This window comes from Pseudomonas fluorescens, from assembly GCF_902497745.1.
GTDB classification, from domain to species: Bacteria; Pseudomonadota; Gammaproteobacteria; order Pseudomonadales; family Pseudomonadaceae; genus Aquipseudomonas; species Aquipseudomonas fluorescens_BM.
In genome coordinates this window covers 325,994-344,562 of record NZ_CABVHJ010000007.1, presented here as the reverse complement: position 1 = coordinate 344,562, position 18,569 = coordinate 325,994, and the positions used below count along the sequence as shown (strand labels likewise).

28 protein-coding genes, 3 tRNA genes and 2 rRNA genes are annotated in these 18,569 nt (G+C 53.6%); all 33 read left to right on the top strand.

The features are described from left to right. The first annotated feature begins 65 nt into the window (after positions 1-65). Positions 66-2,959, top strand: a 23S ribosomal RNA gene (locus F8N44_RS14100). Positions 2,960-3,111: 152 nt separating this feature from the next. Further along, positions 3,112-3,227: ribosomal RNA gene (rrf, locus tag F8N44_RS14095) — 5S ribosomal RNA — on the top strand. A 132-nt stretch (positions 3,228-3,359) separates the two neighbouring features. Next, on the top strand, positions 3,360-4,313 hold the full coding sequence (birA, locus tag F8N44_RS14090) for a bifunctional biotin--[acetyl-CoA-carboxylase] ligase/biotin operon repressor BirA (protein ID WP_150650688.1): 954 nt from the start codon (positions 3,360-3,362) through the stop codon (positions 4,311-4,313). Beyond that, the gene (locus F8N44_RS14085; protein ID WP_150650687.1) at positions 4,303-5,055 is read left to right on the top strand and encodes a pantothenate kinase; all 753 of its coding nucleotides are present in this window, start codon (positions 4,303-4,305) and stop codon (positions 5,053-5,055) included. The genes birA and F8N44_RS14085 overlap by 11 nt, the downstream gene beginning before the upstream one ends. A gap of 7 nt (positions 5,056-5,062) precedes the next feature. Beyond that, positions 5,063-5,494: a hypothetical protein gene (locus F8N44_RS14080; protein ID WP_150650686.1), complete on the top strand. Its 432-nt coding sequence runs from the start codon at positions 5,063-5,065 to the stop codon at positions 5,492-5,494. A 143-nt stretch (positions 5,495-5,637) separates the two neighbouring features. Next, positions 5,638-5,722, top strand: a tRNA-Tyr gene (locus tag F8N44_RS14075). Positions 5,723-5,747: 25 nt separating this feature from the next. Continuing rightward, a tRNA-Gly gene (locus tag F8N44_RS14070) sits at positions 5,748-5,821 on the top strand. Positions 5,822-5,846: 25 nt separating this feature from the next. Then, positions 5,847-5,922: transfer RNA gene (locus tag F8N44_RS14065), tRNA-Thr, on the top strand. Between the two features lie 85 nt (positions 5,923-6,007). Continuing rightward, complete coding sequence (gene tuf, locus F8N44_RS14060; protein ID WP_126366853.1) at positions 6,008-7,201, top strand: elongation factor Tu; 1,194 nt, start codon at positions 6,008-6,010, stop codon at positions 7,199-7,201. Positions 7,202-7,358: 157 nt separating this feature from the next. Beyond that, positions 7,359-7,670 (top strand): 30S ribosomal protein S10, encoded by a 312-nt coding sequence (gene rpsJ / locus F8N44_RS14055; RefSeq protein WP_003186070.1) that lies wholly within the window; start codon positions 7,359-7,361, stop codon positions 7,668-7,670. An 80-nt stretch (positions 7,671-7,750) separates the two neighbouring features. Continuing rightward, a complete protein-coding gene (gene rplC, locus F8N44_RS14050) occupies positions 7,751-8,386 on the top strand; it encodes a 50S ribosomal protein L3 (RefSeq protein ID WP_003228738.1) in 636 nt (211 codons plus the stop codon). Between the two features lie 12 nt (positions 8,387-8,398). Continuing rightward, positions 8,399-9,001, top strand: coding sequence for a 50S ribosomal protein L4 (gene rplD / locus F8N44_RS14045; RefSeq protein WP_007918468.1), 603 nt, complete (start codon positions 8,399-8,401; stop codon positions 8,999-9,001). Then, the gene (rplW, locus tag F8N44_RS14040) at positions 8,998-9,297 is read left to right on the top strand and encodes a 50S ribosomal protein L23 (protein WP_002555488.1); all 300 of its coding nucleotides are present in this window, start codon (positions 8,998-9,000) and stop codon (positions 9,295-9,297) included. The genes rplD and rplW overlap by 4 nt, the downstream gene beginning before the upstream one ends. Before the next feature lie 14 nt (positions 9,298-9,311). Beyond that, complete coding sequence (rplB, locus tag F8N44_RS14035; RefSeq protein WP_003228734.1) at positions 9,312-10,136, top strand: 50S ribosomal protein L2; 825 nt, start codon at positions 9,312-9,314, stop codon at positions 10,134-10,136. Positions 10,137-10,152: 16 nt separating this feature from the next. Beyond that, entirely contained in the window at positions 10,153-10,428 is a 276-nt protein-coding gene (gene rpsS, locus F8N44_RS14030; protein WP_011336172.1) for a 30S ribosomal protein S19, read from the top strand. Between the two features lie 11 nt (positions 10,429-10,439). Further along, positions 10,440-10,772: a 50S ribosomal protein L22 gene (gene rplV, locus F8N44_RS14025; protein WP_003103908.1), complete on the top strand. Its 333-nt coding sequence runs from the start codon at positions 10,440-10,442 to the stop codon at positions 10,770-10,772. A gap of 13 nt (positions 10,773-10,785) precedes the next feature. Further along, positions 10,786-11,472: a 30S ribosomal protein S3 gene (rpsC, locus tag F8N44_RS14020; RefSeq protein ID WP_003176422.1), complete on the top strand. Its 687-nt coding sequence runs from the start codon at positions 10,786-10,788 to the stop codon at positions 11,470-11,472. Between the two features lie 12 nt (positions 11,473-11,484). Beyond that, a complete protein-coding gene (rplP, locus tag F8N44_RS14015; protein ID WP_007896757.1) occupies positions 11,485-11,898 on the top strand; it encodes a 50S ribosomal protein L16 in 414 nt (137 codons plus the stop codon). Then, positions 11,898-12,089 (top strand): 50S ribosomal protein L29, encoded by a 192-nt coding sequence (gene rpmC / locus F8N44_RS14010; protein WP_002555481.1) that lies wholly within the window; start codon positions 11,898-11,900, stop codon positions 12,087-12,089. The genes rplP and rpmC overlap by 1 nt, the downstream gene beginning before the upstream one ends. A gap of 2 nt (positions 12,090-12,091) precedes the next feature. Then, positions 12,092-12,358: a 30S ribosomal protein S17 gene (gene rpsQ / locus F8N44_RS14005; RefSeq protein ID WP_003194644.1), complete on the top strand. Its 267-nt coding sequence runs from the start codon at positions 12,092-12,094 to the stop codon at positions 12,356-12,358. Positions 12,359-12,381: 23 nt separating this feature from the next. Continuing rightward, the gene (gene rplN / locus F8N44_RS14000) at positions 12,382-12,750 is read left to right on the top strand and encodes a 50S ribosomal protein L14 (protein WP_002555479.1); all 369 of its coding nucleotides are present in this window, start codon (positions 12,382-12,384) and stop codon (positions 12,748-12,750) included. Between the two features lie 11 nt (positions 12,751-12,761). Next, entirely contained in the window at positions 12,762-13,076 is a 315-nt protein-coding gene (rplX, locus tag F8N44_RS13995; RefSeq protein WP_008081905.1) for a 50S ribosomal protein L24, read from the top strand. Positions 13,077-13,096: 20 nt separating this feature from the next. Then, positions 13,097-13,636, top strand: coding sequence for a 50S ribosomal protein L5 (rplE, locus tag F8N44_RS13990; protein WP_003176415.1), 540 nt, complete (start codon positions 13,097-13,099; stop codon positions 13,634-13,636). 13 nt (positions 13,637-13,649) lie between these two features. After that, positions 13,650-13,955, top strand: a complete 306-nt coding sequence (rpsN, locus tag F8N44_RS13985; protein WP_003228726.1) for a 30S ribosomal protein S14 — start codon at positions 13,650-13,652, stop codon at positions 13,953-13,955. A gap of 209 nt (positions 13,956-14,164) precedes the next feature. After that, positions 14,165-14,557 (top strand): 30S ribosomal protein S8, encoded by a 393-nt coding sequence (gene rpsH, locus F8N44_RS13980; protein ID WP_007918458.1) that lies wholly within the window; start codon positions 14,165-14,167, stop codon positions 14,555-14,557. Positions 14,558-14,569: 12 nt separating this feature from the next. Continuing rightward, the gene (gene rplF, locus F8N44_RS13975; RefSeq protein ID WP_003176412.1) at positions 14,570-15,103 is read left to right on the top strand and encodes a 50S ribosomal protein L6; all 534 of its coding nucleotides are present in this window, start codon (positions 14,570-14,572) and stop codon (positions 15,101-15,103) included. 10 nt (positions 15,104-15,113) lie between these two features. Continuing rightward, positions 15,114-15,464 (top strand): 50S ribosomal protein L18, encoded by a 351-nt coding sequence (gene rplR, locus F8N44_RS13970; RefSeq protein ID WP_003186037.1) that lies wholly within the window; start codon positions 15,114-15,116, stop codon positions 15,462-15,464. A gap of 3 nt (positions 15,465-15,467) precedes the next feature. Continuing rightward, positions 15,468-15,968 carry a 30S ribosomal protein S5 gene (gene rpsE / locus F8N44_RS13965; RefSeq protein ID WP_003186035.1) on the top strand — a complete coding sequence of 167 codons (501 nt, stop codon included), beginning with the start codon at positions 15,468-15,470 and terminating at the stop codon, positions 15,966-15,968. Positions 15,969-15,970: 2 nt separating this feature from the next. Then, positions 15,971-16,147 carry a 50S ribosomal protein L30 gene (rpmD, locus tag F8N44_RS13960; RefSeq protein WP_003176408.1) on the top strand — a complete coding sequence of 59 codons (177 nt, stop codon included), beginning with the start codon at positions 15,971-15,973 and terminating at the stop codon, positions 16,145-16,147. A 3-nt stretch (positions 16,148-16,150) separates the two neighbouring features. Beyond that, a complete protein-coding gene (gene rplO, locus F8N44_RS13955) occupies positions 16,151-16,588 on the top strand; it encodes a 50S ribosomal protein L15 (RefSeq protein WP_003228720.1) in 438 nt (145 codons plus the stop codon). Then, positions 16,589-17,917 carry a preprotein translocase subunit SecY gene (secY, locus tag F8N44_RS13950; protein ID WP_003228718.1) on the top strand — a complete coding sequence of 443 codons (1,329 nt, stop codon included), beginning with the start codon at positions 16,589-16,591 and terminating at the stop codon, positions 17,915-17,917. A gap of 27 nt (positions 17,918-17,944) precedes the next feature. Next, positions 17,945-18,061 (top strand): 50S ribosomal protein L36, encoded by a 117-nt coding sequence (rpmJ, locus tag F8N44_RS13945; protein ID WP_002555468.1) that lies wholly within the window; start codon positions 17,945-17,947, stop codon positions 18,059-18,061. Between the two features lie 130 nt (positions 18,062-18,191). Continuing rightward, on the top strand, positions 18,192-18,548 hold the full coding sequence (gene rpsM, locus F8N44_RS13940) for a 30S ribosomal protein S13 (protein ID WP_003186020.1): 357 nt from the start codon (positions 18,192-18,194) through the stop codon (positions 18,546-18,548). The last annotated feature ends 21 nt before the right edge of the window (positions 18,549-18,569 follow it).

Here is an 18,569-nt window from a genome sequence, read left to right as displayed (position 1 = left end):
TTGAGAAATTCGAATTTTCGGCGAATGTCGTCTTCACAGTATAACCAGATTGCTTGGGGTTATATGGTCAAGTGAAGAAGCGCATACGGTGGATGCCTTGGCAGTCAGAGGCGATGAAAGACGTGGTAGCCTGCGAAAAGCTTCGGGGAGTCGGCAAACAGACTTTGATCCGGAGATGTCTGAATGGGGGAACCCAGCCATCATAAGATGGTTATCTTGTACTGAATACATAGGTGCAAGAGGCGAACCAGGGGAACTGAAACATCTAAGTACCCTGAGGAAAAGAAATCAACCGAGATTCCCTTAGTAGTGGCGAGCGAACGGGGACTAGCCCTTAAGTGGCTTTGAGATTAGCGGAACGCTCTGGAAAGTGCGGCCATAGTGGGTGATAGCCCTGTACGCGAAAATCTCTTGGTCATGAAATCGAGTAGGACGGAGCACGAGAAACTTTGTCTGAATATGGGGGGACCATCCTCCAAGGCTAAATACTACTGACTGACCGATAGTGAACTAGTACCGTGAGGGAAAGGCGAAAAGAACCCCGGAGAGGGGAGTGAAATAGATCCTGAAACCGTATGCGTACAAGCAGTGGGAGCAGACTTTGTTCTGTGACTGCGTACCTTTTGTATAATGGGTCAGCGACTTATTTTCAGTGGCGAGCTTAACCGAATAGGGGAGGCGTAGCGAAAGCGAGTCTTAATAGGGCGTCTAGTCGCTGGGAATAGACCCGAAACCGGGCGATCTATCCATGGGCAGGTTGAAGGTTGGGTAACACTAACTGGAGGACCGAACCGACTACCGTTGAAAAGTTAGCGGATGACCTGTGGATCGGAGTGAAAGGCTAATCAAGCTCGGAGATAGCTGGTTCTCCTCGAAAGCTATTTAGGTAGCGCCTCATGTATCACTGTAGGGGGTAGAGCACTGTTTCGGCTAGGGGGTCATCCCGACTTACCAAACCGATGCAAACTCCGAATACCTACAAGTGCCGAGCATGGGAGACACACGGCGGGTGCTAACGTCCGTCGTGAAAAGGGAAACAACCCAGACCGTCAGCTAAGGTCCCAAAGTTATGGTTAAGTGGGAAACGATGTGGGAAGGCTTAGACAGCTAGGAGGTTGGCTTAGAAGCAGCCACCCTTTAAAGAAAGCGTAATAGCTCACTAGTCGAGTCGGCCTGCGCGGAAGATGTAACGGGGCTCAAACCATACACCGAAGCTACGGGTATCATCTTCGGATGATGCGGTAGAGGAGCGTTCTGTAAGCCTGTGAAGGTGAGTTGAGAAGCTTGCTGGAGGTATCAGAAGTGCGAATGCTGACATGAGTAACGACAATGGGTGTGAAAAACACCCACGCCGAAAGACCAAGGTTTCCTGCGCAACGTTAATCGACGCAGGGTTAGTCGGTCCCTAAGGCGAGGCTGAAAAGCGTAGTCGATGGAAAACAGGTTAATATTCCTGTACTTCTGGTTATTGCGATGGAGGGACGGAGAAGGCTAGGCCAGCTTGGCGTTGGTTGTCCAAGTTTAAGGTGGTAGGCTGAGATCTTAGGTAAATCCGGGATCTTAAGGCCGAGAGCTGATGACGAGTGTTCTTTTAGAACACGAAGTGGTTGATGCCATGCTTCCAAGAAAAGCTTCTAAGCTTCAGGTAACCAGGAACCGTACCCCAAACCGACACAGGTGGTTGGGTAGAGAATACCAAGGCGCTTGAGAGAACTCGGGTGAAGGAACTAGGCAAAATGGCACCGTAACTTCGGGAGAAGGTGCGCCGGTGAGGGTGAAGGACTTGCTCCGTAAGCTCATGCCGGTCGAAGATACCAGGCCGCTGCGACTGTTTATTAAAAACACAGCACTCTGCAAACACGAAAGTGGACGTATAGGGTGTGACGCCTGCCCGGTGCCGGAAGGTTAATTGATGGGGTTAGCTAACGCGAAGCTCTTGATCGAAGCCCCGGTAAACGGCGGCCGTAACTATAACGGTCCTAAGGTAGCGAAATTCCTTGTCGGGTAAGTTCCGACCTGCACGAATGGCGTAACGATGGCGGCGCTGTCTCCACCCGAGACTCAGTGAAATTGAAATCGCTGTGAAGATGCAGTGTATCCGCGGCTAGACGGAAAGACCCCGTGAACCTTTACTATAGCTTTGCACTGGACTTTGAATTTGCTTGTGTAGGATAGGTGGGAGGCTTTGAAGCGTGGACGCCAGTTCGCGTGGAGCCATCCTTGAAATACCACCCTGGCAACTTTGAGGTTCTAACTCAGGTCCGTTATCCGGATCGAGGACAGTGTATGGTGGGTAGTTTGACTGGGGCGGTCTCCTCCTAAAGAGTAACGGAGGAGTACGAAGGTGCGCTCAGACCGGTCGGAAATCGGTCGTAGAGTATAAAGGCAAAAGCGCGCTTGACTGCGAGACAGACACGTCGAGCAGGTACGAAAGTAGGTCTTAGTGATCCGGTGGTTCTGTATGGAAGGGCCATCGCTCAACGGATAAAAGGTACTCCGGGGATAACAGGCTGATACCGCCCAAGAGTTCATATCGACGGCGGTGTTTGGCACCTCGATGTCGGCTCATCACATCCTGGGGCTGAAGCCGGTCCCAAGGGTATGGCTGTTCGCCATTTAAAGTGGTACGCGAGCTGGGTTTAGAACGTCGTGAGACAGTTCGGTCCCTATCTGCCGTGGACGTTTGAGATTTGAGAGGGGCTGCTCCTAGTACGAGAGGACCGGAGTGGACGAACCTCTGGTGTTCCGGTTGTCACGCCAGTGGCATTGCCGGGTAGCTATGTTCGGGAAAGATAACCGCTGAAAGCATCTAAGCGGGAAACTTGCCTCAAGATGAGATCTCACTGGAACCTTGAGTTCCCTGAAGGGCCGTCGAAGACTACGACGTTGATAGGTTGGGTGTGTAAGCGCTGTGAGGCGTTGAGCTAACCAATACTAATTGCCCGTGAGGCTTGACCATATAACACCCAAGCAATTTGCGTCGAGAGAGACCAGATTGCGGTGTGTGAAGACGAAACGAACCGAAAGTTCGAAAGACTCACAAAACACCCGCTGTCACATACCCAATTTGCTGAAGCGAGGCCACAAGGCCACGACTCAGTACCCGAATTTCTTGACGACCATAGAGCGTTGGAACCACCTGATCCCATCCCGAACTCAGCAGTGAAACGATGCATCGCCGATGGTAGTGTGGGGTTTCCCCATGTGAGAGTAGGTCATCGTCAAGATTAAATTCCGAAACCCCAATTGCGAAAGCAGTTGGGGTTTTGTTTTGCCCGCAGGAAATGTATCTGCTTGATTTCTATGCAACGGCCCGGGGCATGGCTATCATTCGGGCCTCATTGTGAGGCGAGACCTGCATGCTGACGTTGTTGAACCTTCTGAAGGATGGTCGATTCCATTCTGGTCAGGATCTGGGCGCTGCCCTGGGAATAAGTCGAAGCGCGGTATGGAAGCAGCTTCAGCATCTGGAGGCTGATCTTGGCTTATCCATTCATAAAGTTCGGGGTAGGGGCTATCAACTGGCTGCACCATTGATGTTGCTCGACTCTCTGGCTATATCTGCAATGGCGCCAGGTTGGCCGGTGACCGTTCTGGATTCGGTCGACTCGACAAACGCTGAGGCTTTGCGCGCGATCGGCCAAGGTAGTGTGGCCCCCTTTTTGGTGCTCGCAGAACGGCAAGTCTCCGGGCGTGGGCGAAGAGGTCGCAAGTGGGTGAGTCCGTTTGCTGAAAATCTTTATTACAGCCTTGTCCTGCGTATTGATGGCGGAATGCGCCAGCTCGAGGGCTTGAGTCTTGTCGTGGGGTTGGCTGTCTTGCACGCTCTGCGAAATTTTGGTGTCCCAAGTGTCGGATTGAAGTGGCCCAACGATGTCTTGGTAGGTAGCAAGAAGATCGCCGGCATTCTCCTTGAGCTCGTTGGAGATCCGGCAGACGTTTGCCACGTGGTACTGGGTATTGGTATCAACGTGAATATGCAGCTTGCTGATGAGGTTGACCAGCAATGGACCTCTATCCGGCTTGAGTCAGGCAAGAGCAGTGATCGTAATGCTTTGGTGGTTGAGCTGAGTGAGCAGTTAAGTACTTACATCCAGCGTCATCAGGCGGATGGTTTCTCGGTTCTCCAGGCAGAATGGGAGGCCAATCACCTGTGGCAAGATCGACCTGTATCATTGATCGCGGGTTCGAGTCAGGTAGATGGCGTGGTGCTCGGAATAGATAGTCAGGGTGCGCTGCGCCTGAAGGTGGGTGGCGTGGAAAAAGTCTTTAGTGGTGGTGAGCTCAGTCTGAGGTTGCGTGATGATTCTTGAGCTCGACTGCGGGAACAGTTTTATTAAATGGCGAGTACTGAAGGCTGCGCCCGACGCTCTCTTTTCTGAAGGGGTTGTCGACTCTGATCTGGCGTTGCTTGACAGTTTGAAGTCTCTTGATGGGCTTGTGCTGTGCAAGTGTCGCGTGGTCAGTGTCAGGACTGCAGATGAAACTGATGCATTGATCGATGCGATCGAGCGGGAGTTCGGTATTTCGGTTGTGTGCGCTGAGTCCGCTCGTGAAATGTCTGGTGTCAAAAATGGCTATGAAGACTACGAGCGTCTCGGGCTCGATAGATGGTTGGCCATGCTTGGCGGGTTTCATCTGGCGTCGGGCAGCGCTTGCCTTGTACTCGATTTCGGTACGGCGGTAACTGCTGATTTTATTGCTGCTGATGGAGAGCATCTGGGCGGCTTCATTTGCCCGGGGATGCCGTTGATGCGGAATCAGTTGCGTACTCATACCCGCAAGATTCGCTATGGCGACCTAGCGGCTGAACGCGCGCTGTCCAGCAATGCGCCTGGGCGGACCACTGTTGAGGCGGTGGAGCGTGGATGTTCGTTAATGTTGCGAGGTTTTGTGCTGACTCAACTGGAAATGGCTAGTTCCTACTGGGGGAAAGATTTCGCTGTCTTTATAACTGGCGGCGATGCTGTATTGGTCGCGGATGTCGCGCCTGGGGCCCGAGTCGTACCCGACCTTGTGTTTGTTGGGTTGGCTATGGCGTGTCCTTTTTCCTGAGGTTTGTATGCGTTGGTTGTTTCTCCTGCTACTTGTTCTTAATGGTTTCTATTATGTCTGGCATCAGCAGGAGGCGCCCTTGCGGGCGAAGGACGTGACGCCTCTTAGTTTGTATCGAGGTTCCCAGCAAGACATTCGCTTGCTTAGTGAAACGAAGGGCGATGTTCGGGAGGTGCGGGCGGCTGGGCGGCAAGAGTGCCTTTTCCTTGGTGGCTTTTCCCGGGAAGAATCGATTTCCGCACTTCGACAGCGGTTGGCTGAAATGGACGTCGATGTGAAAACTTCGTCGAAGGATGCTTCTGGGGCTGGTTATTGGTTGTCTGTCGCGCCTCAGAGCCAGCGTTTGCTAGGGGATGCTCAGTTGCAAAACCTTTCCAAGGAATTCAATGAGTTAAAACATAAAATAATGCTGTGTGAGGGGGTTGCACCTGCTGAATAGTTTGCATAGAATGGCGCCCGCTCCACAGCGAACACCTAGACAGGAATTCAAAGTGAAGCGATGTCAATGCAGCTAACCTCAGGTTTTTAAATGAGAAAATGCTTGACAGGGGTTTGGCATAGTATAGAATGCCGGCCTGATTAGGAGGGGTTCCCGAGCGGCCAAAGGGATCAGACTGTAAATCTGACGTCTACGACTTCGAAGGTTCGAATCCTTCTCCCTCCACCAGATTTAAGCGTGAGCTGCAGGCTCCGCGGGTATAGTTTAGTGGTAGAACCTCAGCCTTCCAAGCTGATGATGCGGGTTCGATTCCCGCTACCCGCTCCAAGTTTGCAGGTTGTGCAAGTGTTTCGCTCTTGTAGCTCAGTTGGTAGAGCACACCCTTGGTAAGGGTGAGGTCAGCGGTTCAAATCCGCTCAAGAGCTCCATATAACAAGGCAGATATGAAAATATCTGCCTTTGTTTTAATGGCTGATATTGTTTGTCTAATTTCTTCTGTTGAGGGTGATATCGATGGCTAAGGAAAAATTTGATCGTTCCCTGCCCCACGTCAACGTTGGGACCATTGGTCACGTTGACCACGGTAAAACCACTCTGACTGCTGCTCTGACTCGCGTTTGCTCCGAAGTTTTCGGTTCTGCAATCGTTGACTTCGACAAGATCGACAGCGCGCCAGAAGAAAAAGCTCGCGGTATCACCATCAACACCGCACACGTTGAGTACAACTCGAAGATTCGTCACTACGCTCACGTTGACTGCCCAGGTCACGCTGACTATGTGAAGAACATGATCACCGGTGCTGCTCAAATGGACGGCGCTATTCTGGTTTGCTCGGCCGCTGATGGTCCGATGCCACAAACCCGTGAGCACATCCTGCTGTCCCGTCAGGTAGGCGTTCCGTACATCGTGGTTTTCCTGAACAAGGCTGACCTGGTAGACGACGCTGAGCTGCTGGAACTGGTTGAGATGGAAGTTCGCGACCTGCTGTCCACCTACGACTTCCCGGGCGATGACACTCCAATCATCATCGGTTCGGCTCGTATGGCGCTGGAAGGCAAAGACGACAACGAAATGGGTACTACCGCTGTCAAGAAGCTGGTAGAGACTCTGGATGCCTACATCCCAGAACCAGTTCGTATGATCGACAAGCCGTTCCTGATGCCAATCGAAGACGTATTCTCGATCTCGGGTCGCGGTACTGTTGTGACTGGTCGTATCGAGCGCGGTATCGTTCGCGTTCAGGATCCGCTGGAAATCGTTGGTCTGCGTGACACTACCGTTTCCACCTGCACCGGTGTTGAAATGTTCCGCAAGCTGCTCGATGAAGGCCGTGCTGGCGAGAACTGCGGCGTTCTGCTGCGTGGTACCAAGCGTGACGACGTTGAGCGTGGTCAGGTTCTGGTTAAGCCGGGTTCGGTTAAGCCGCACACCAAGTTCACTGCAGAAGTTTACGTTCTGAGCAAGGAAGAAGGCGGTCGTCACACTCCGTTCTTCAAAGGCTACCGTCCACAGTTCTACTTCCGTACTACTGACGTGACTGGTAACTGCGAGCTGCCAGAAGGCGTTGAAATGGTAATGCCAGGTGACAACATTCAGATGACTGTTACCCTGATCAAAACCATCGCGATGGAAGACGGTCTGCGTTTCGCTATCCGTGAAGGCGGTCGTACCGTCGGCGCTGGCGTCGTAGCCAAAATCATCGAGTAATCTCTTTTATAGAGTTCGCTTGATGGATTGAAAAAGCCCCCGCTCAGCGGGGGCTTTTTTATTGGGTTGACACCTATCTGGGGCGTCTATAGAATTGCGCCTCCTTTTAACGGGCGTATTGCGCTCGGTGGGAATAGCAGCCGGAGTCTGAAATCCAATGCAAAATCAGCAAATCCGTATCAGGTTGAAGGCTTTCGACCATCGCCTGATCGACCAATCAACCCAGGAAATCGTGGAAACCGCGAAACGTACTGGTGCTCAAGTGCGTGGTCCAATTCCACTGCCTACCCGTAAAGAGCGGTTCACCGTTCTGGTTTCTCCGCACGTCAACAAAGACGCGCGTGACCAGTACGAAATCCGCACTCATAAGCGCGTTCTGGACATCGTCCAGCCAACGGATAAAACCGTTGATGCTCTTATGAAGCTTGATCTTGCGGCCGGTGTGGAAGTGCAGATCAGCCTCGGCTAAGACTCGGTCTTAGTCGTGTAACGCTCTGAAATGGGCGGCCATAGCGGGTGAAAGCCCCGTACACTCATGAGGTTTACAACATGACTATTGGTGTAGTCGGTCGTAAATGCGGTATGACCCGTATTTTCACCGAAGAAGGTGTCTCCATTCCGGTCACGGTCATTGAGATCGAGCCGAATCGCGTCACCCAGTTCAAAACTGAAGAGACCGATGGCTATCGTGCAGTGCAAGTCACTGTCGGCGAGCGTCGTGCTTCGCGTGTAACAGCAGCTCAGGCTGGCCACTTCGCTAAAGCGAACGTTGCCGCTGGTCGCACCACCATGGAATTCCGTCTTGAAGAAGGCGAGTACCAGGCTGGCGATCTGATCAACGCTGAAATCTTCGCCGCTGGTCAACTGGTTGATGTAACCGGTCAGTCCAAGGGTAAAGGCTTCCAGGGTACGATCAAGCGTTGGAATTTCCGCGGGCAAGATAACACCCACGGTAACTCCGTATCCCACCGCGTCCCAGGCTCTATCGGCCAGTGCCAGACTCCTGGTCGTGTATTCAAGGGCAAAAAAATGTCCGGTCATATGGGCGCTGAGCGCGTGACCGTGCAGTCCCTGGAAGTAGTGCGCGTGGACGCTGAACGCAATCTGTTGTTGGTCAAGGGTGCTGTTCCTGGCGCTACTGGCGGCAACCTGGTTGTACGTCCAGCAGCCAAGGCTCGCGGTTAAGGGGAAGCTGACATGCAATTAAATGTAAATGACGCTCAAGCGATCGAAGTTTCCGAACTGACATTTGGCGGCGAATTCAACGAGACGCTGGTTCACCAAGCAGTCGTGGCCTACATGGCTGGCGGCCGTCAAGGTACCAAGCAGCAGAAGACCCGTTCCGACGTTCGTGGTGGCGGTAAGCGCCCATGGCGTCAGAAAGGTACTGGCCGTGCTCGTGCCGGTACTATCCGTAGCCCAATCTGGCGTGGCGGCGGTACCACTTTCGCAGCTCGTCCTCAGGATCACTCCCAGAAGCTGAACAAGAAGATGTACCGCGCAGCAATGCGTTCCATCCTTGCTGAGCTGGTGCGTACTGATCGTCTGGTCGTGGTTCAGGATTTCGCTGTTGAAACTCCGAAAACCAAAGATCTGCTGGGCAAGCTGAACAACATGAGCCTGACCGATGTTCTCATCGTGTCGGACGCTGTTGATCAGAACCTGTACCTGGCTGCTCGTAACCTGCCGCACGTAGATGTACGTGACGTTCAAGGTTCCGATCCAGTTAGTCTGATCGCATACGACAAGGTGTTGATCACCGTGTCGGCCGTGAAGAAATTCGAGGAGCTGCTGGGATGAACCAGGAACGCGTATTTAAAGTTCTGCTTGGCCCGCACGTTTCCGAGAAGGCTACGGTTCTGGCAGACAAGAAAGGCCAGTTCGTTTTCAAGGTTGCTACTGACGCAACCAAGCTGGAAATCAAGAAGGCCGTCGAAAGCCTGTTCAGCGTGAAAGTAGAGCGCGTCACTACCCTGAATGTTCTGGGTAAGAGCAAGCGCACTGCTCGCGGTCTGGGCAAGCGTAATGACTGGAAGAAGGCAGTTATCTCCCTTCAGCCAGGCCAAGATCTCGATTTCAGCAGCAGTGCTGAGTAAGGAAGGGGTGCATCATGGCAATCGTTAAATGCAAACCGACTTCCCCTGGCCGCCGTTTTGTGGTCAAGGTGGTCAACCAGGAGCTGCATAAAGGCGCTCCTCACGCACCGCTGCTCGAGAAAAAATCGAAGACTGGTGGTCGTAACAACAATGGCCGTATTACCACGCGTCACATCGGTGGTGGTCATAAGCAGCATTATCGTATGGTCGATTTCCGTCGCAACGACAAAGATGGCATCGTCGCCACTGTCGAGCGTATCGAATACGATCCAAACCGTACTGCTCACATCGCACTGCTCTGCTACGCAGACGGCGAGCGCCGCTACATCATCGCCCCTAAAGGCGTGAGTGCTGGCGACCAGCTGATCGCAGGCGCTCTGGCTCCAATCAAGCCAGGCAACGCTCTGCAACTGCGCAACATTCCAGTCGGTTCTACCGTACACGGCATCGAATTGAAGCCAGGTAAGGGTGCACAGATCGCTCGTTCCGCTGGTGCTTCGGCTCAGCTGATCGCTCGTGAAGGTGTCTACGTGACCCTGCGTCTGCGTTCCGGTGAAATGCGTAAAGTCCTGGCTGAATGCCGTGCGACCCTGGGCGAAGTCTCGAACTCCGAGCACAGCCTGCGTTCGCTGGGTAAAGCTGGTGCCAAGCGCTGGCGTGGCGTTCGCCCAACCGTTCGTGGTGTTGCCATGAACCCGGTTGACCACCCACATGGTGGTGGTGAAGGTCGTACCTCTGGTGGTCGTCATCCGGTATCGCCATGGGGCTTCCCGACTAAGGGCGCGAAGACTCGTGGTAATAAGCGTACCGACAAAATGATCGTCCGTCGTCGCAAGTAAATAGAGGGATACGACAGTGCCACGTTCTCTGAAAAAAGGTCCTTTTATTGATCTTCACCTACTGAAGAAGATCGAAGTGGCGGCGGAAAAGAACGATCGCAAACCAATTAAGACTTGGTCGCGTCGTTCGATGATCCTGCCACAAATGGTCGGTCTGACCATCGCAGTACACAACGGTCGTCAGCACGTCCCAGTTCTCGTTAACGAAGACATGGTCGGCCACAAACTGGGCGAGTTCGCCGGTACCCGCAACTATCGCGGGCACGTGGCTGACAAGAAAGCCAAGCGTTAAGGGGTTAGGAAATGGAAGTAGCCGCTAAGTTGTCGGGCGCTCGAATCTCCGCCCAGAAAGCCCGCTTGGTCGCCGACCAGATCCGCGGGAAGAAGGTGGGCGAAGCGCTCAACTTGTTGGCTTTCAGCAGTAAGAAAGCCGCCGAGATCATGAAAAAAGTGCTGGAGTCGGCCGTAGCCAACGCCGAGCATAACGAAGGCGCAGATGTTGATGACCTGAAGGTCAGCACCGTTTTCGTCAACGAAGGGCGTTCGCTGAAGCGCATCATGCCACGTGCCAAAGGCCGTGCTGATCGCATCGTCAAGCGGTCTTGCCATATCACTGTCAAGGTTGCTGACAAGTAACGGAGTCGAAGAGATGGGTCAGAAAGTACATCCCATTGGCATTCGCCTGGGAATCGTCAAGGAGCACACCTCCGTCTGGTACGCAGACGGTCGGACTTATGCGGACTACTTGTTCGCAGATCTGAAAGTGCGTGAGTATCTCCAAGACAAACTAAAAAGCGCGTCCGTAAGCCGTATCGATATCCATCGTCCGGCCCAAACTGCACGTATCACCATCCACACCGCTCGTCCAGGTATCGTTATCGGGAAGAAAGGTGAAGATGTTGAGAAACTGCGTCAGGACCTGACCAAGCAAATGGGTGTGCCTGTGCACATCAATATCGAAGAGATCCGCAAGCCGGAGCTCGACGGTATGCTGGTTGCGCAGAGCGTAGCTCAGCAGCTGGAGCGTCGTGTAATGTTCCGTCGCGCTATGAAGCGCGCAGTTCAGAACGCCATGCGCATTGGTGCCAAGGGCATCAAAATCCAAGTGAGCGGTCGTCTCGGCGGTGCTGAAATCGCACGTACTGAATGGTATCGCGAAGGTCGTGTGCCATTGCACACCCTGCGTGCCGACATCGACTATGCCAACTACGAAGCTCACACCACTTACGGTGTGATCGGTGTAAAGGTTTGGATCTTCAAAGGCGAAGTAATTGGTGGTCGCCAAGAAGAGCTGAAACCACAAGCACCAGCGCCTCGTAAAAAAGCTGCTAAGTAAGGGGTACGCCAAATGTTGCAACCTAAGCGTACGAAGTTCCGCAAGCAGATGACAGGCCACAACCGTGGTCTGGCTCAGCGCGGTAGCAAAGTCAGCTTCGGCGAGTTCGCGCTGAAGTCTGTAGCTCGTGGTCGTCTCACCGCTCGTCAGATCGAGTCAGCGCGTCGTGCTCTGACCCGTCACGTTAAACGTGGCGGCAAGATCTGGATCCGTGTATTCCCGGACAAGCCTATTTCCAAAAAGCCTCTCGAAGTTCGTATGGGTAAAGGTAAGGGTAGTGTGGAGTACTGGGTTGCCCAGATTCAGCCAGGCAAAGTCCTGTATGAAATCGAGGGTGTTTCTGAAGAGCTGGCGCGTGAGGCTTTTGCCCTGGCTGCTGCAAAGCTGCCGCTCGCCACCGCCTTTGTTAAACGGACGGTGATGTGATGAAAGCGAATGAACTTCGTGAAAAATCCGCACAGCAGCTGAACGAGCAACTGCTCGGCTTGCTGCGCGACCAGTTCAATCTGCGTATGCAGAAAGCAACTGGCCAGTTGGGGCAGTCTCATCTGCTCTCGCAAGTTAAACGTGACATCGCTCGCGTGAAGACTGTGCTCAACCAGCAGGCAGGTAAGTGATCATGGCTGAAGCCGAAAAAACTGTCCGTACGCTGACTGGCCGTGTTGTCAGCGACAAGATGGACAAAACCATCACCGTACTGATCGAGCGTCGCGTAAAGCACCCGATCTACGGTAAATACGTTAAGCGTTCGACTAAGCTGCACGCGCACGACGAAACCAACCAGTGCCACATCGGCGACAAAGTCACTATTCGTGAAACTCGTCCTATGGCCAAGACCAAGTCTTGGGCGCTGGTTGATGTTCTCGAACGCGCTGTGGAAGTCTAAGGACTAGGGGTCGGAGAAATTATATGATTCAGACTCAATCCATGCTCGATGTGGCCGATAACAGCGGCGCTCGCCGTGTTATGTGCATCAAGGTGCTGGGTGGCTCCCATCGTCGTTACGCTGGTATCGGTGACATCATCAAAGTTACCGTGAAGGAAGCAATTCCTCGCGGTAAAGTGAAAAAAGGCCAAGTGATGACTGCTGTTGTAGTCCGCACTCGTCACGGCGTACGTCGTGCTGATGGCTCCATTATCCGCTTTGATGGCAACGCTGCTGTTCTTCTGAACAACAAGCAAGAGCCGATCGGCACCCGTATCTTTGGGCCAGTGACCCGTGAACTTCGTACTGAGAAGTTCATGAAGATCGTCTCGCTCGCCCCAGAAGTGCTGTAAGGAGATCCGACATGCAAAAGATTCGTCGTGACGACGAGATCATCGTGATCGCCGGCAAAGACAAAGGTAAGCGCGGTAAGGTGCTCAAGGTTCTTGCTAATAACCGTCTGGTTATCAGCGGTCTGAACCTGGTTAAGCGTCATACCAAGCCTAACCCGATGTCGGGCGTGCAAGGCGGTATCGTCGAAAAAGAAGCTCCACTGGACGCTTCTAACGTCGCCATTTTCAACGGCGAAACCAACAAGGCTGACCGCGTTGGTTTCAAAGTAGAAGACGGCAAGAAAATTCGTGTCTTCAAGTCGACCCAAAAAGCGGTTGATGCTTGAACACTGCTAGGTAGAAGACCATGGCACGACTAAAAGAGATTTACTGGAAGGAAATCGCACCGAAGCTTAAGGAAGAACTTAAGCTTTCGAACGTGATGGAAGTTCCACGCGTTACAAAAATCACCCTGAACATGGGTCTGGGCGAAGCTGTTGGTGACAAAAAAGTCATCGAGCATGCTGTTGCTGACCTGGAAAAGATCACCGGCCAAAAAGTCGTTGTGACCTACGCTCGTAAATCCATCGCTGGCTTTAAAGTCCGTGAAGGATGGCCGATCGGCGTCAAGGTGACTCTGCGCCGTGAGCGTATGTATGAGTTCCTGGATCGTCTGCTGTCGATCTCCCTGCCTCGGGTTCGCGACTTCCGCGGCCTGAATGCCAAGTCCTTCGATGGTCGTGGTAACTACAGCATGGGCGTGAAAGAGCAGATCATCTTCCCGGAAATCGACTACGACAAGATCGATGCTCTCCGCGGTCTGGACATTACCCTGACCACCACTGCCAAGAACGATGATGAAGGCCGCGCTCTGCTGCGTGCTTTCAAATTCCCGTTCCGCAACTGATTGGAGTAGGAAAATGGCCAAGAAGAGCATGAAAAACCGTGAGCTGAAGCGTCAGCTCACTGTTGCCAAGTACGCCACCAAGCGTGCAGCGCTGAAAGCTATCATCGTCGATCTGAACGCAAGTCCAGAAGCGCGTTGGGAAGCTACCGTAGCTCTGCAGAAGCAACCACGTGACGCAAGCGCTTCGCGCATGCGTAACCGTTGCCGCCTGACTGGTCGTCCGCACGGCGTTTACCGCAAGTTCGGCCTTGGCCGTAACAAGCTGCGTGAAGCTGCAATGCGTGGTGACGTACCAGGTCTGGTTAAAGCCAGCTGGTAATTGCTGTCAAAGTCTCGATGTTCGGGTTCGCAAGAACCTGACCATCGGTGGCCTTGAATCTGAATCAAGCCCCTTTTGGGGCTTGATTCATTTCTGGGGTGTGTCTAGAATGACCGGCTCGCCTGAGCCCGTGTTTTTCATGCCCGGAAGTTCTCGGCGACAAGTAGTAGCCGCAAGGCTAATTTTTCTGTATTAGGAGCGTCTAGCCCATGAGTATGCAGGACCCGTTAGCGGACATGCTAACTCGAATCCGTAATGCCCAGATGGCTGAAAAGTCTGTCGTAAGCATGCCGTCTTCCACGTTGAAGGTGGCTGTAGCAAAAGTCCTGAAGGACGAAGGTTACATCGCGGATTTTCAGATCACCACCGACGCTAAGCCGTCGTTGTCCATCGAGCTGAAGTACTTCGAAGGCCGTCCGGTTATCGAAGAAGTGAAGCGCGTTAGTCGTCCAGGCCTGCGTCAGTACAAGTCCGTTGAAGATCTGCCGAAAGTTCGTGGCGGTCTTGGCGTGTCTATCGTCTCCACCAACAAAGGTGTGATGACGGATCGTGCTGCGCGCGCTGCCGGTGTCGGCGGCGAAGTTCTTTGCACTGTGTTCTAAGGGGGGATAAGCATGTCTCGCGTCGCTAAGAACCCCGTTAAGCTGCCAGCCGGTGTCGAAGTAAAATTCGCAGGCCAACAGCTTTCGGTGAAGGGTGCCAAGGGTACTCTTGAACTGAACATCCATTCGTCCGTTGAGATCGTTGAAGAAGCTGGTGAGCTGCGTTTCGCTGCTCGCAATGGCGATCAACAAACTCGCGCAATGGCCGGTACCACGCGTGCGTTGGTAAACAACATGGTCCAAGGCGTAAGCCAAGGCTTCGAGCGCAAGCTCCAGCTGGTCGGTGTTGGTTACAAAGCGCAAGCAAAAGGCACGGTTTTGAACCTGGCCCTTGGCTTCTCGCACCCAGTGGATTACGAACTGCCGGAAGGCATCACCGCTGAGACTCCTAGCCAGACCGATATCCTGATCAAGGGCATCGACAAGCAGCTGGTAGGTCAAGTGGCCGCTGAGATCCGCGACTTCCGTCCACCAGAGCCGTACAAAGGCAAAGGTGTGCGCTACGCGGACGAAGTCGTCCGTCGTAAAGAAGCCAAGAAGAAGTAGGGCATAGCAAATGACCGACAAAAAAGTTACTCGACTGCGTCGCGCTCGCAAAGCACGCCTGAAAATGCACGAACTCGAAGTCGTGCGTCTCTGCGTGTTCCGCTCGTCGCAGCACATCTACGCCCAGGTCATCTCGGCCGACGGCAACAAGGTCCTGGCAAGCGCCTCGACTTTGGATAAAGAACTGCGTGATGGTGCCACTGGCAACATCGACGCGGCCACAAAGGTTGGCCAGCTGGTCGCTACGCGTGCTAAGGCCGCTGGCGTCTCGCAAGTGGCTTTCGACCGCTCTGGCTTCAAGTACCACGGTCGCGTGAAAGCGCTGGCTGATGCTGCTCGTGAAGCTGGGCTGGAGTTCTAAGTTATGTCAAATAACGACCAAAAGCGCGACGAAGGCTACATTGAGAAGCTGGTTCAAGTTAACCGCGTAGCCAAAACCGTTAAAGGCGGCCGTATCTTCACTTTCACCGCGTTGACCGTGGTTGGTGATGGTAAAGGGCGTGTTGGCTTCGGCCGTGGCAAGTCGCGTGAAGTGCCTGCTGCGATCCAGAAGGCAATGGAAGCTGCTCGCCGCAACATGATCCAAGTTGATCTGAACGGCACCACTCTGCAGTACGCAATGAAGTCCGCTCACGGCGCTTCGAAGGTGTACATGCAGCCTGCTTCTGAAGGTACCGGTATCATCGCTGGCGGCGCTATGCGTGCTGTCCTCGAAGTTGCTGGCGTTCAGAACGTTCTGGCCAAGTGCTACGGCTCGACTAACCCGGTAAACGTGGTTCACGCCACTTTCAAAGGTTTGAAAGCTATGCAGTCTCCTGAATCCATTGCCGCCAAGCGTGGCAAAAGCGTCAAGGAGATCTTCTGATCATGGCTACCGTTAAAGTAACGCTGATCAAAAGCATGACCGGCCGCATCCCTAACCACAAATTGTGCGTTAAGGGTCTGGGTCTGCGTCGCATCGGTCACACTGTAGAAGTCCAGGATACTCCCGAGAATCGCGGGATGATCAACAAGGCTTACTACATGCTGCGTGTCGAGGGTTAATCGATGAAACTCAATGATCTGAGTCCAGCGCCGGGTTCCCGTCGCGAAAAGCATCGTCCGGGCCGTGGTATCGGTAGCGGTTTGGGTAAGACTGGTGGCCGTGGTCACAAAGGTCAGACCTCCCGCTCCGGTGGCACCATTGCTCCAGGCTTTGAAGGCGGTCAACAGCCGCTGCATCGTCGCCTGCCGAAGTTCGGTTTCGTTTCCCTGAAGGCCATGGATCGCGCAGAAGTGCGTTTGTCCGAGCTGGCTAAAGTGGAAGGCGACATCGTCACCGTGCAGTCCCTGAAAGATGCCAACGTGATCAACGTCAACGTACAGCGTGTGAAAATCATGCTGTCCGGTGAAGTGACTCGCGCTGTCACTATCGGCAAGGGAATCGGCGCCACCAAAGGTGCGCGTGCGGCTATCGAAGCAGCTGGCGGCAAGTTCGAGGAATAAATGGCTAAGCAAGGTGCTCTCTCTGCGCTCGGCAAAGGCGGTATGTCTGAACTCTGGGCTCGTCTGCGTTTTCTGTTCCTGGCGATTATCGTCTACCGAATAGGCGCACACATCCCGGTTCCAGGTATCAACCCGGACCGACTCGCAGACCTGTTTCGACAGAATGAGGGGACCATTCTTAGCTTGTTCAACATGTTCTCCGGCGGCGCGCTGGAACGGATGAGCATCTTTGCACTGGGGATCATGCCGTACATTTCGGCATCGATCATCATGCAACTGATGACCGCCGTCAGTCCGCAGCTGGAGCAGTTGAAGAAGGAAGGTGAAGCTGGCCGTCGCAAGATCAGCCAGTACACCCGCTACGGCACCGTCGTCCTCGCTCTCGTTCAGGCTATTGGCATGTCCATTGGTCTGGCGGGGCAGGGCGTTGCGTTCACTGGTGACTTTGGCTTCCATTTCGTCGCAGTATCCACGTTTGTGGCTGGTGCGATGTTCATGATGTGGCTGGGTGAGCAGATTACTGAGCGTGGTGTAGGCAACGGTATCTCGATGTTGATTTTTTCGGGTATCGTCGCCGGTCTTCCGAGAGCAATCGGGCAGTCTTTCGAGTCTGCGCGTCAGGGTGATATCAACATCTTCGCCTTGGTTGCCATCGGTTTGCTGGCAGTAGCGATTATCGGTTTCGTGGTGTTCATTGAGCGTGGTCAGCGTCGTATCGCTGTTCACTACGCCAAGCGTCAGCAGGGCCGCAAGGTTTTTGCTGCGCAGACAAGCCACTTGCCGCTTAAGGTGAACATGGCCGGTGTTATTCCGGCTATTTTCGCGAGCAGCATTTTGCTGTTCCCGGCTTCGTTGGGTGCCTGGTTCGGTCAGTCTGAAGGTATGGGCTGGTTGCAGGACATCTCGCAGTCGATCGCTCCTGGTCAGCCGTTGAATATTCTGCTGTTTAGTGCAGGGATTATTTTCTTCTGCTTCTTCTATACGGCGTTGATGTTCAATCCGAAAGACGTAGCGGAAAACCTGAAGAAGTCCGGTGCCTTTATTCCGGGCATCCGTCCAGGTGAGCAGTCTGCACGCTATATTGATGGCGTTCTGACCCGCTTGACCATGTTCGGTGCTCTTTACATGACGGCCGTGTGCCTGTTGCCCCAGTTCCTGGTGGTTGCAGCAAACGTTCCGTTCTACCTTGGCGGGACCTCGTTGCTGATCGTGGTCGTGGTTGTGATGGACTTCATGTCCCAAGTACAATCGCACCTCGTTTCGCACCAGTACGAATCCCTGATGAAGAAAGCCAACCTGAAGGGTTACGGCAGCGGCATGTTGCGCTGAGTACCCATAAGGTTCGAGGAGTTGGTGATGAAAGTTCGTGCATCGGTGAAAAAGCTGTGCCGTAACTGCAAGATTATTCGCCGCGAAGGTGTTGTTCGAGTAATTTGCAGCGCGGAACCGCGTCACAAACAGCGCCAAGGCTGAGTGTGATTGTGCTTCAAGCCCGGTAGCTAGTGCGCTACCGGGTTGATTATTTGTTATTACAGCGATATTATCTCGCGCCCTATTTCTTGGCTTCCGGGGCGTAGGTAGCTGTCAATTGGAGTCCCACTGAATGGCCCGTATTGCAGGCGTTAACATTCCAGATAACAAGCATACTGTTATCTCGCTGACCTACATCTATGGTGTTGGTCGCACTACTGCACAGAAGATCTGTGCAGTGACTGGGGTAAACCCAGCAGCAAAGATCAAAGATCTGAGCGACGAGCAAATTGAACAGCTGCGTGGCGAAGTGGCGAAGTTCACCACTGAAGGTGATCTGCGTCGCGAAATCAACATGAAAATCAAGCGCTTGATGGACCTCGGTTGCTATCGCGGTCTGCGTCATCGTCGCGGTCTTCCAGTACGCGGTCAGCGTACCAAGACCAACGCGCGTACCCGTAAAGGTCCGCGTAAGCCGATCCGCAAGTAATCGCCCCAGCGAATCGACAGG

Excerpts from the sequence above, each read along its gene's own strand:
- rplP (WP_007896757.1), top strand. The coding sequence starts at position 11,485 with ATGTTGCAACCTAAGCGTACGAAGTTCCGCAAGCAGATGACAGGCCAC.
- rpsC (WP_003176422.1), top strand. The coding sequence starts at position 10,786 with ATGGGTCAGAAAGTACATCCCATTGGCATTCGCCTGGGAATCGTCAAG.
- secY (WP_003228718.1), top strand. The coding sequence starts at position 16,589 with ATGGCTAAGCAAGGTGCTCTCTCTGCGCTCGGCAAAGGCGGTATGTCT.
- F8N44_RS14085 (WP_150650687.1), top strand. The coding sequence starts at position 4,303 with ATGATTCTTGAGCTCGACTGCGGGAACAGTTTTATTAAATGGCGAGTA.
- rpsQ (WP_003194644.1), top strand. The coding sequence starts at position 12,092 with ATGGCTGAAGCCGAAAAAACTGTCCGTACGCTGACTGGCCGTGTTGTC.
- rplR (WP_003186037.1), top strand. The coding sequence starts at position 15,114 with ATGACCGACAAAAAAGTTACTCGACTGCGTCGCGCTCGCAAAGCACGC.
- rpmD (WP_003176408.1), top strand. The coding sequence starts at position 15,971 with ATGGCTACCGTTAAAGTAACGCTGATCAAAAGCATGACCGGCCGCATC.
- rpsE (WP_003186035.1), top strand. The coding sequence starts at position 15,468 with ATGTCAAATAACGACCAAAAGCGCGACGAAGGCTACATTGAGAAGCTG.
- F8N44_RS14080 (WP_150650686.1), top strand. The coding sequence starts at position 5,063 with ATGCGTTGGTTGTTTCTCCTGCTACTTGTTCTTAATGGTTTCTATTAT.
- rplB (WP_003228734.1), top strand. The coding sequence starts at position 9,312 with ATGGCAATCGTTAAATGCAAACCGACTTCCCCTGGCCGCCGTTTTGTG.
- rpsJ (WP_003186070.1), top strand. The coding sequence starts at position 7,359 with ATGCAAAATCAGCAAATCCGTATCAGGTTGAAGGCTTTCGACCATCGC.
- rplD (WP_007918468.1), top strand. The coding sequence starts at position 8,399 with ATGCAATTAAATGTAAATGACGCTCAAGCGATCGAAGTTTCCGAACTG.
- rplW (WP_002555488.1), top strand. The coding sequence starts at position 8,998 with ATGAACCAGGAACGCGTATTTAAAGTTCTGCTTGGCCCGCACGTTTCC.
- rpmC (WP_002555481.1), top strand. The coding sequence starts at position 11,898 with ATGAAAGCGAATGAACTTCGTGAAAAATCCGCACAGCAGCTGAACGAG.
- rpsH (WP_007918458.1), top strand. The coding sequence starts at position 14,165 with ATGAGTATGCAGGACCCGTTAGCGGACATGCTAACTCGAATCCGTAAT.
- rplE (WP_003176415.1), top strand. The coding sequence starts at position 13,097 with ATGGCACGACTAAAAGAGATTTACTGGAAGGAAATCGCACCGAAGCTT.
- tuf (WP_126366853.1), top strand. The coding sequence starts at position 6,008 with ATGGCTAAGGAAAAATTTGATCGTTCCCTGCCCCACGTCAACGTTGGG.
- rpmJ (WP_002555468.1), top strand. The coding sequence starts at position 17,945 with ATGAAAGTTCGTGCATCGGTGAAAAAGCTGTGCCGTAACTGCAAGATT.
- rplF (WP_003176412.1), top strand. The coding sequence starts at position 14,570 with ATGTCTCGCGTCGCTAAGAACCCCGTTAAGCTGCCAGCCGGTGTCGAA.
- rpsM (WP_003186020.1), top strand. The coding sequence starts at position 18,192 with ATGGCCCGTATTGCAGGCGTTAACATTCCAGATAACAAGCATACTGTT.
- rpsN (WP_003228726.1), top strand. The coding sequence starts at position 13,650 with ATGGCCAAGAAGAGCATGAAAAACCGTGAGCTGAAGCGTCAGCTCACT.
- rplC (WP_003228738.1), top strand. The coding sequence starts at position 7,751 with ATGACTATTGGTGTAGTCGGTCGTAAATGCGGTATGACCCGTATTTTC.
- rplO (WP_003228720.1), top strand. The coding sequence starts at position 16,151 with ATGAAACTCAATGATCTGAGTCCAGCGCCGGGTTCCCGTCGCGAAAAG.
- rplX (WP_008081905.1), top strand. The coding sequence starts at position 12,762 with ATGCAAAAGATTCGTCGTGACGACGAGATCATCGTGATCGCCGGCAAA.
- birA (WP_150650688.1), top strand. The coding sequence starts at position 3,360 with ATGCTGACGTTGTTGAACCTTCTGAAGGATGGTCGATTCCATTCTGGT.
- rplN (WP_002555479.1), top strand. The coding sequence starts at position 12,382 with ATGATTCAGACTCAATCCATGCTCGATGTGGCCGATAACAGCGGCGCT.
- rplV (WP_003103908.1), top strand. The coding sequence starts at position 10,440 with ATGGAAGTAGCCGCTAAGTTGTCGGGCGCTCGAATCTCCGCCCAGAAA.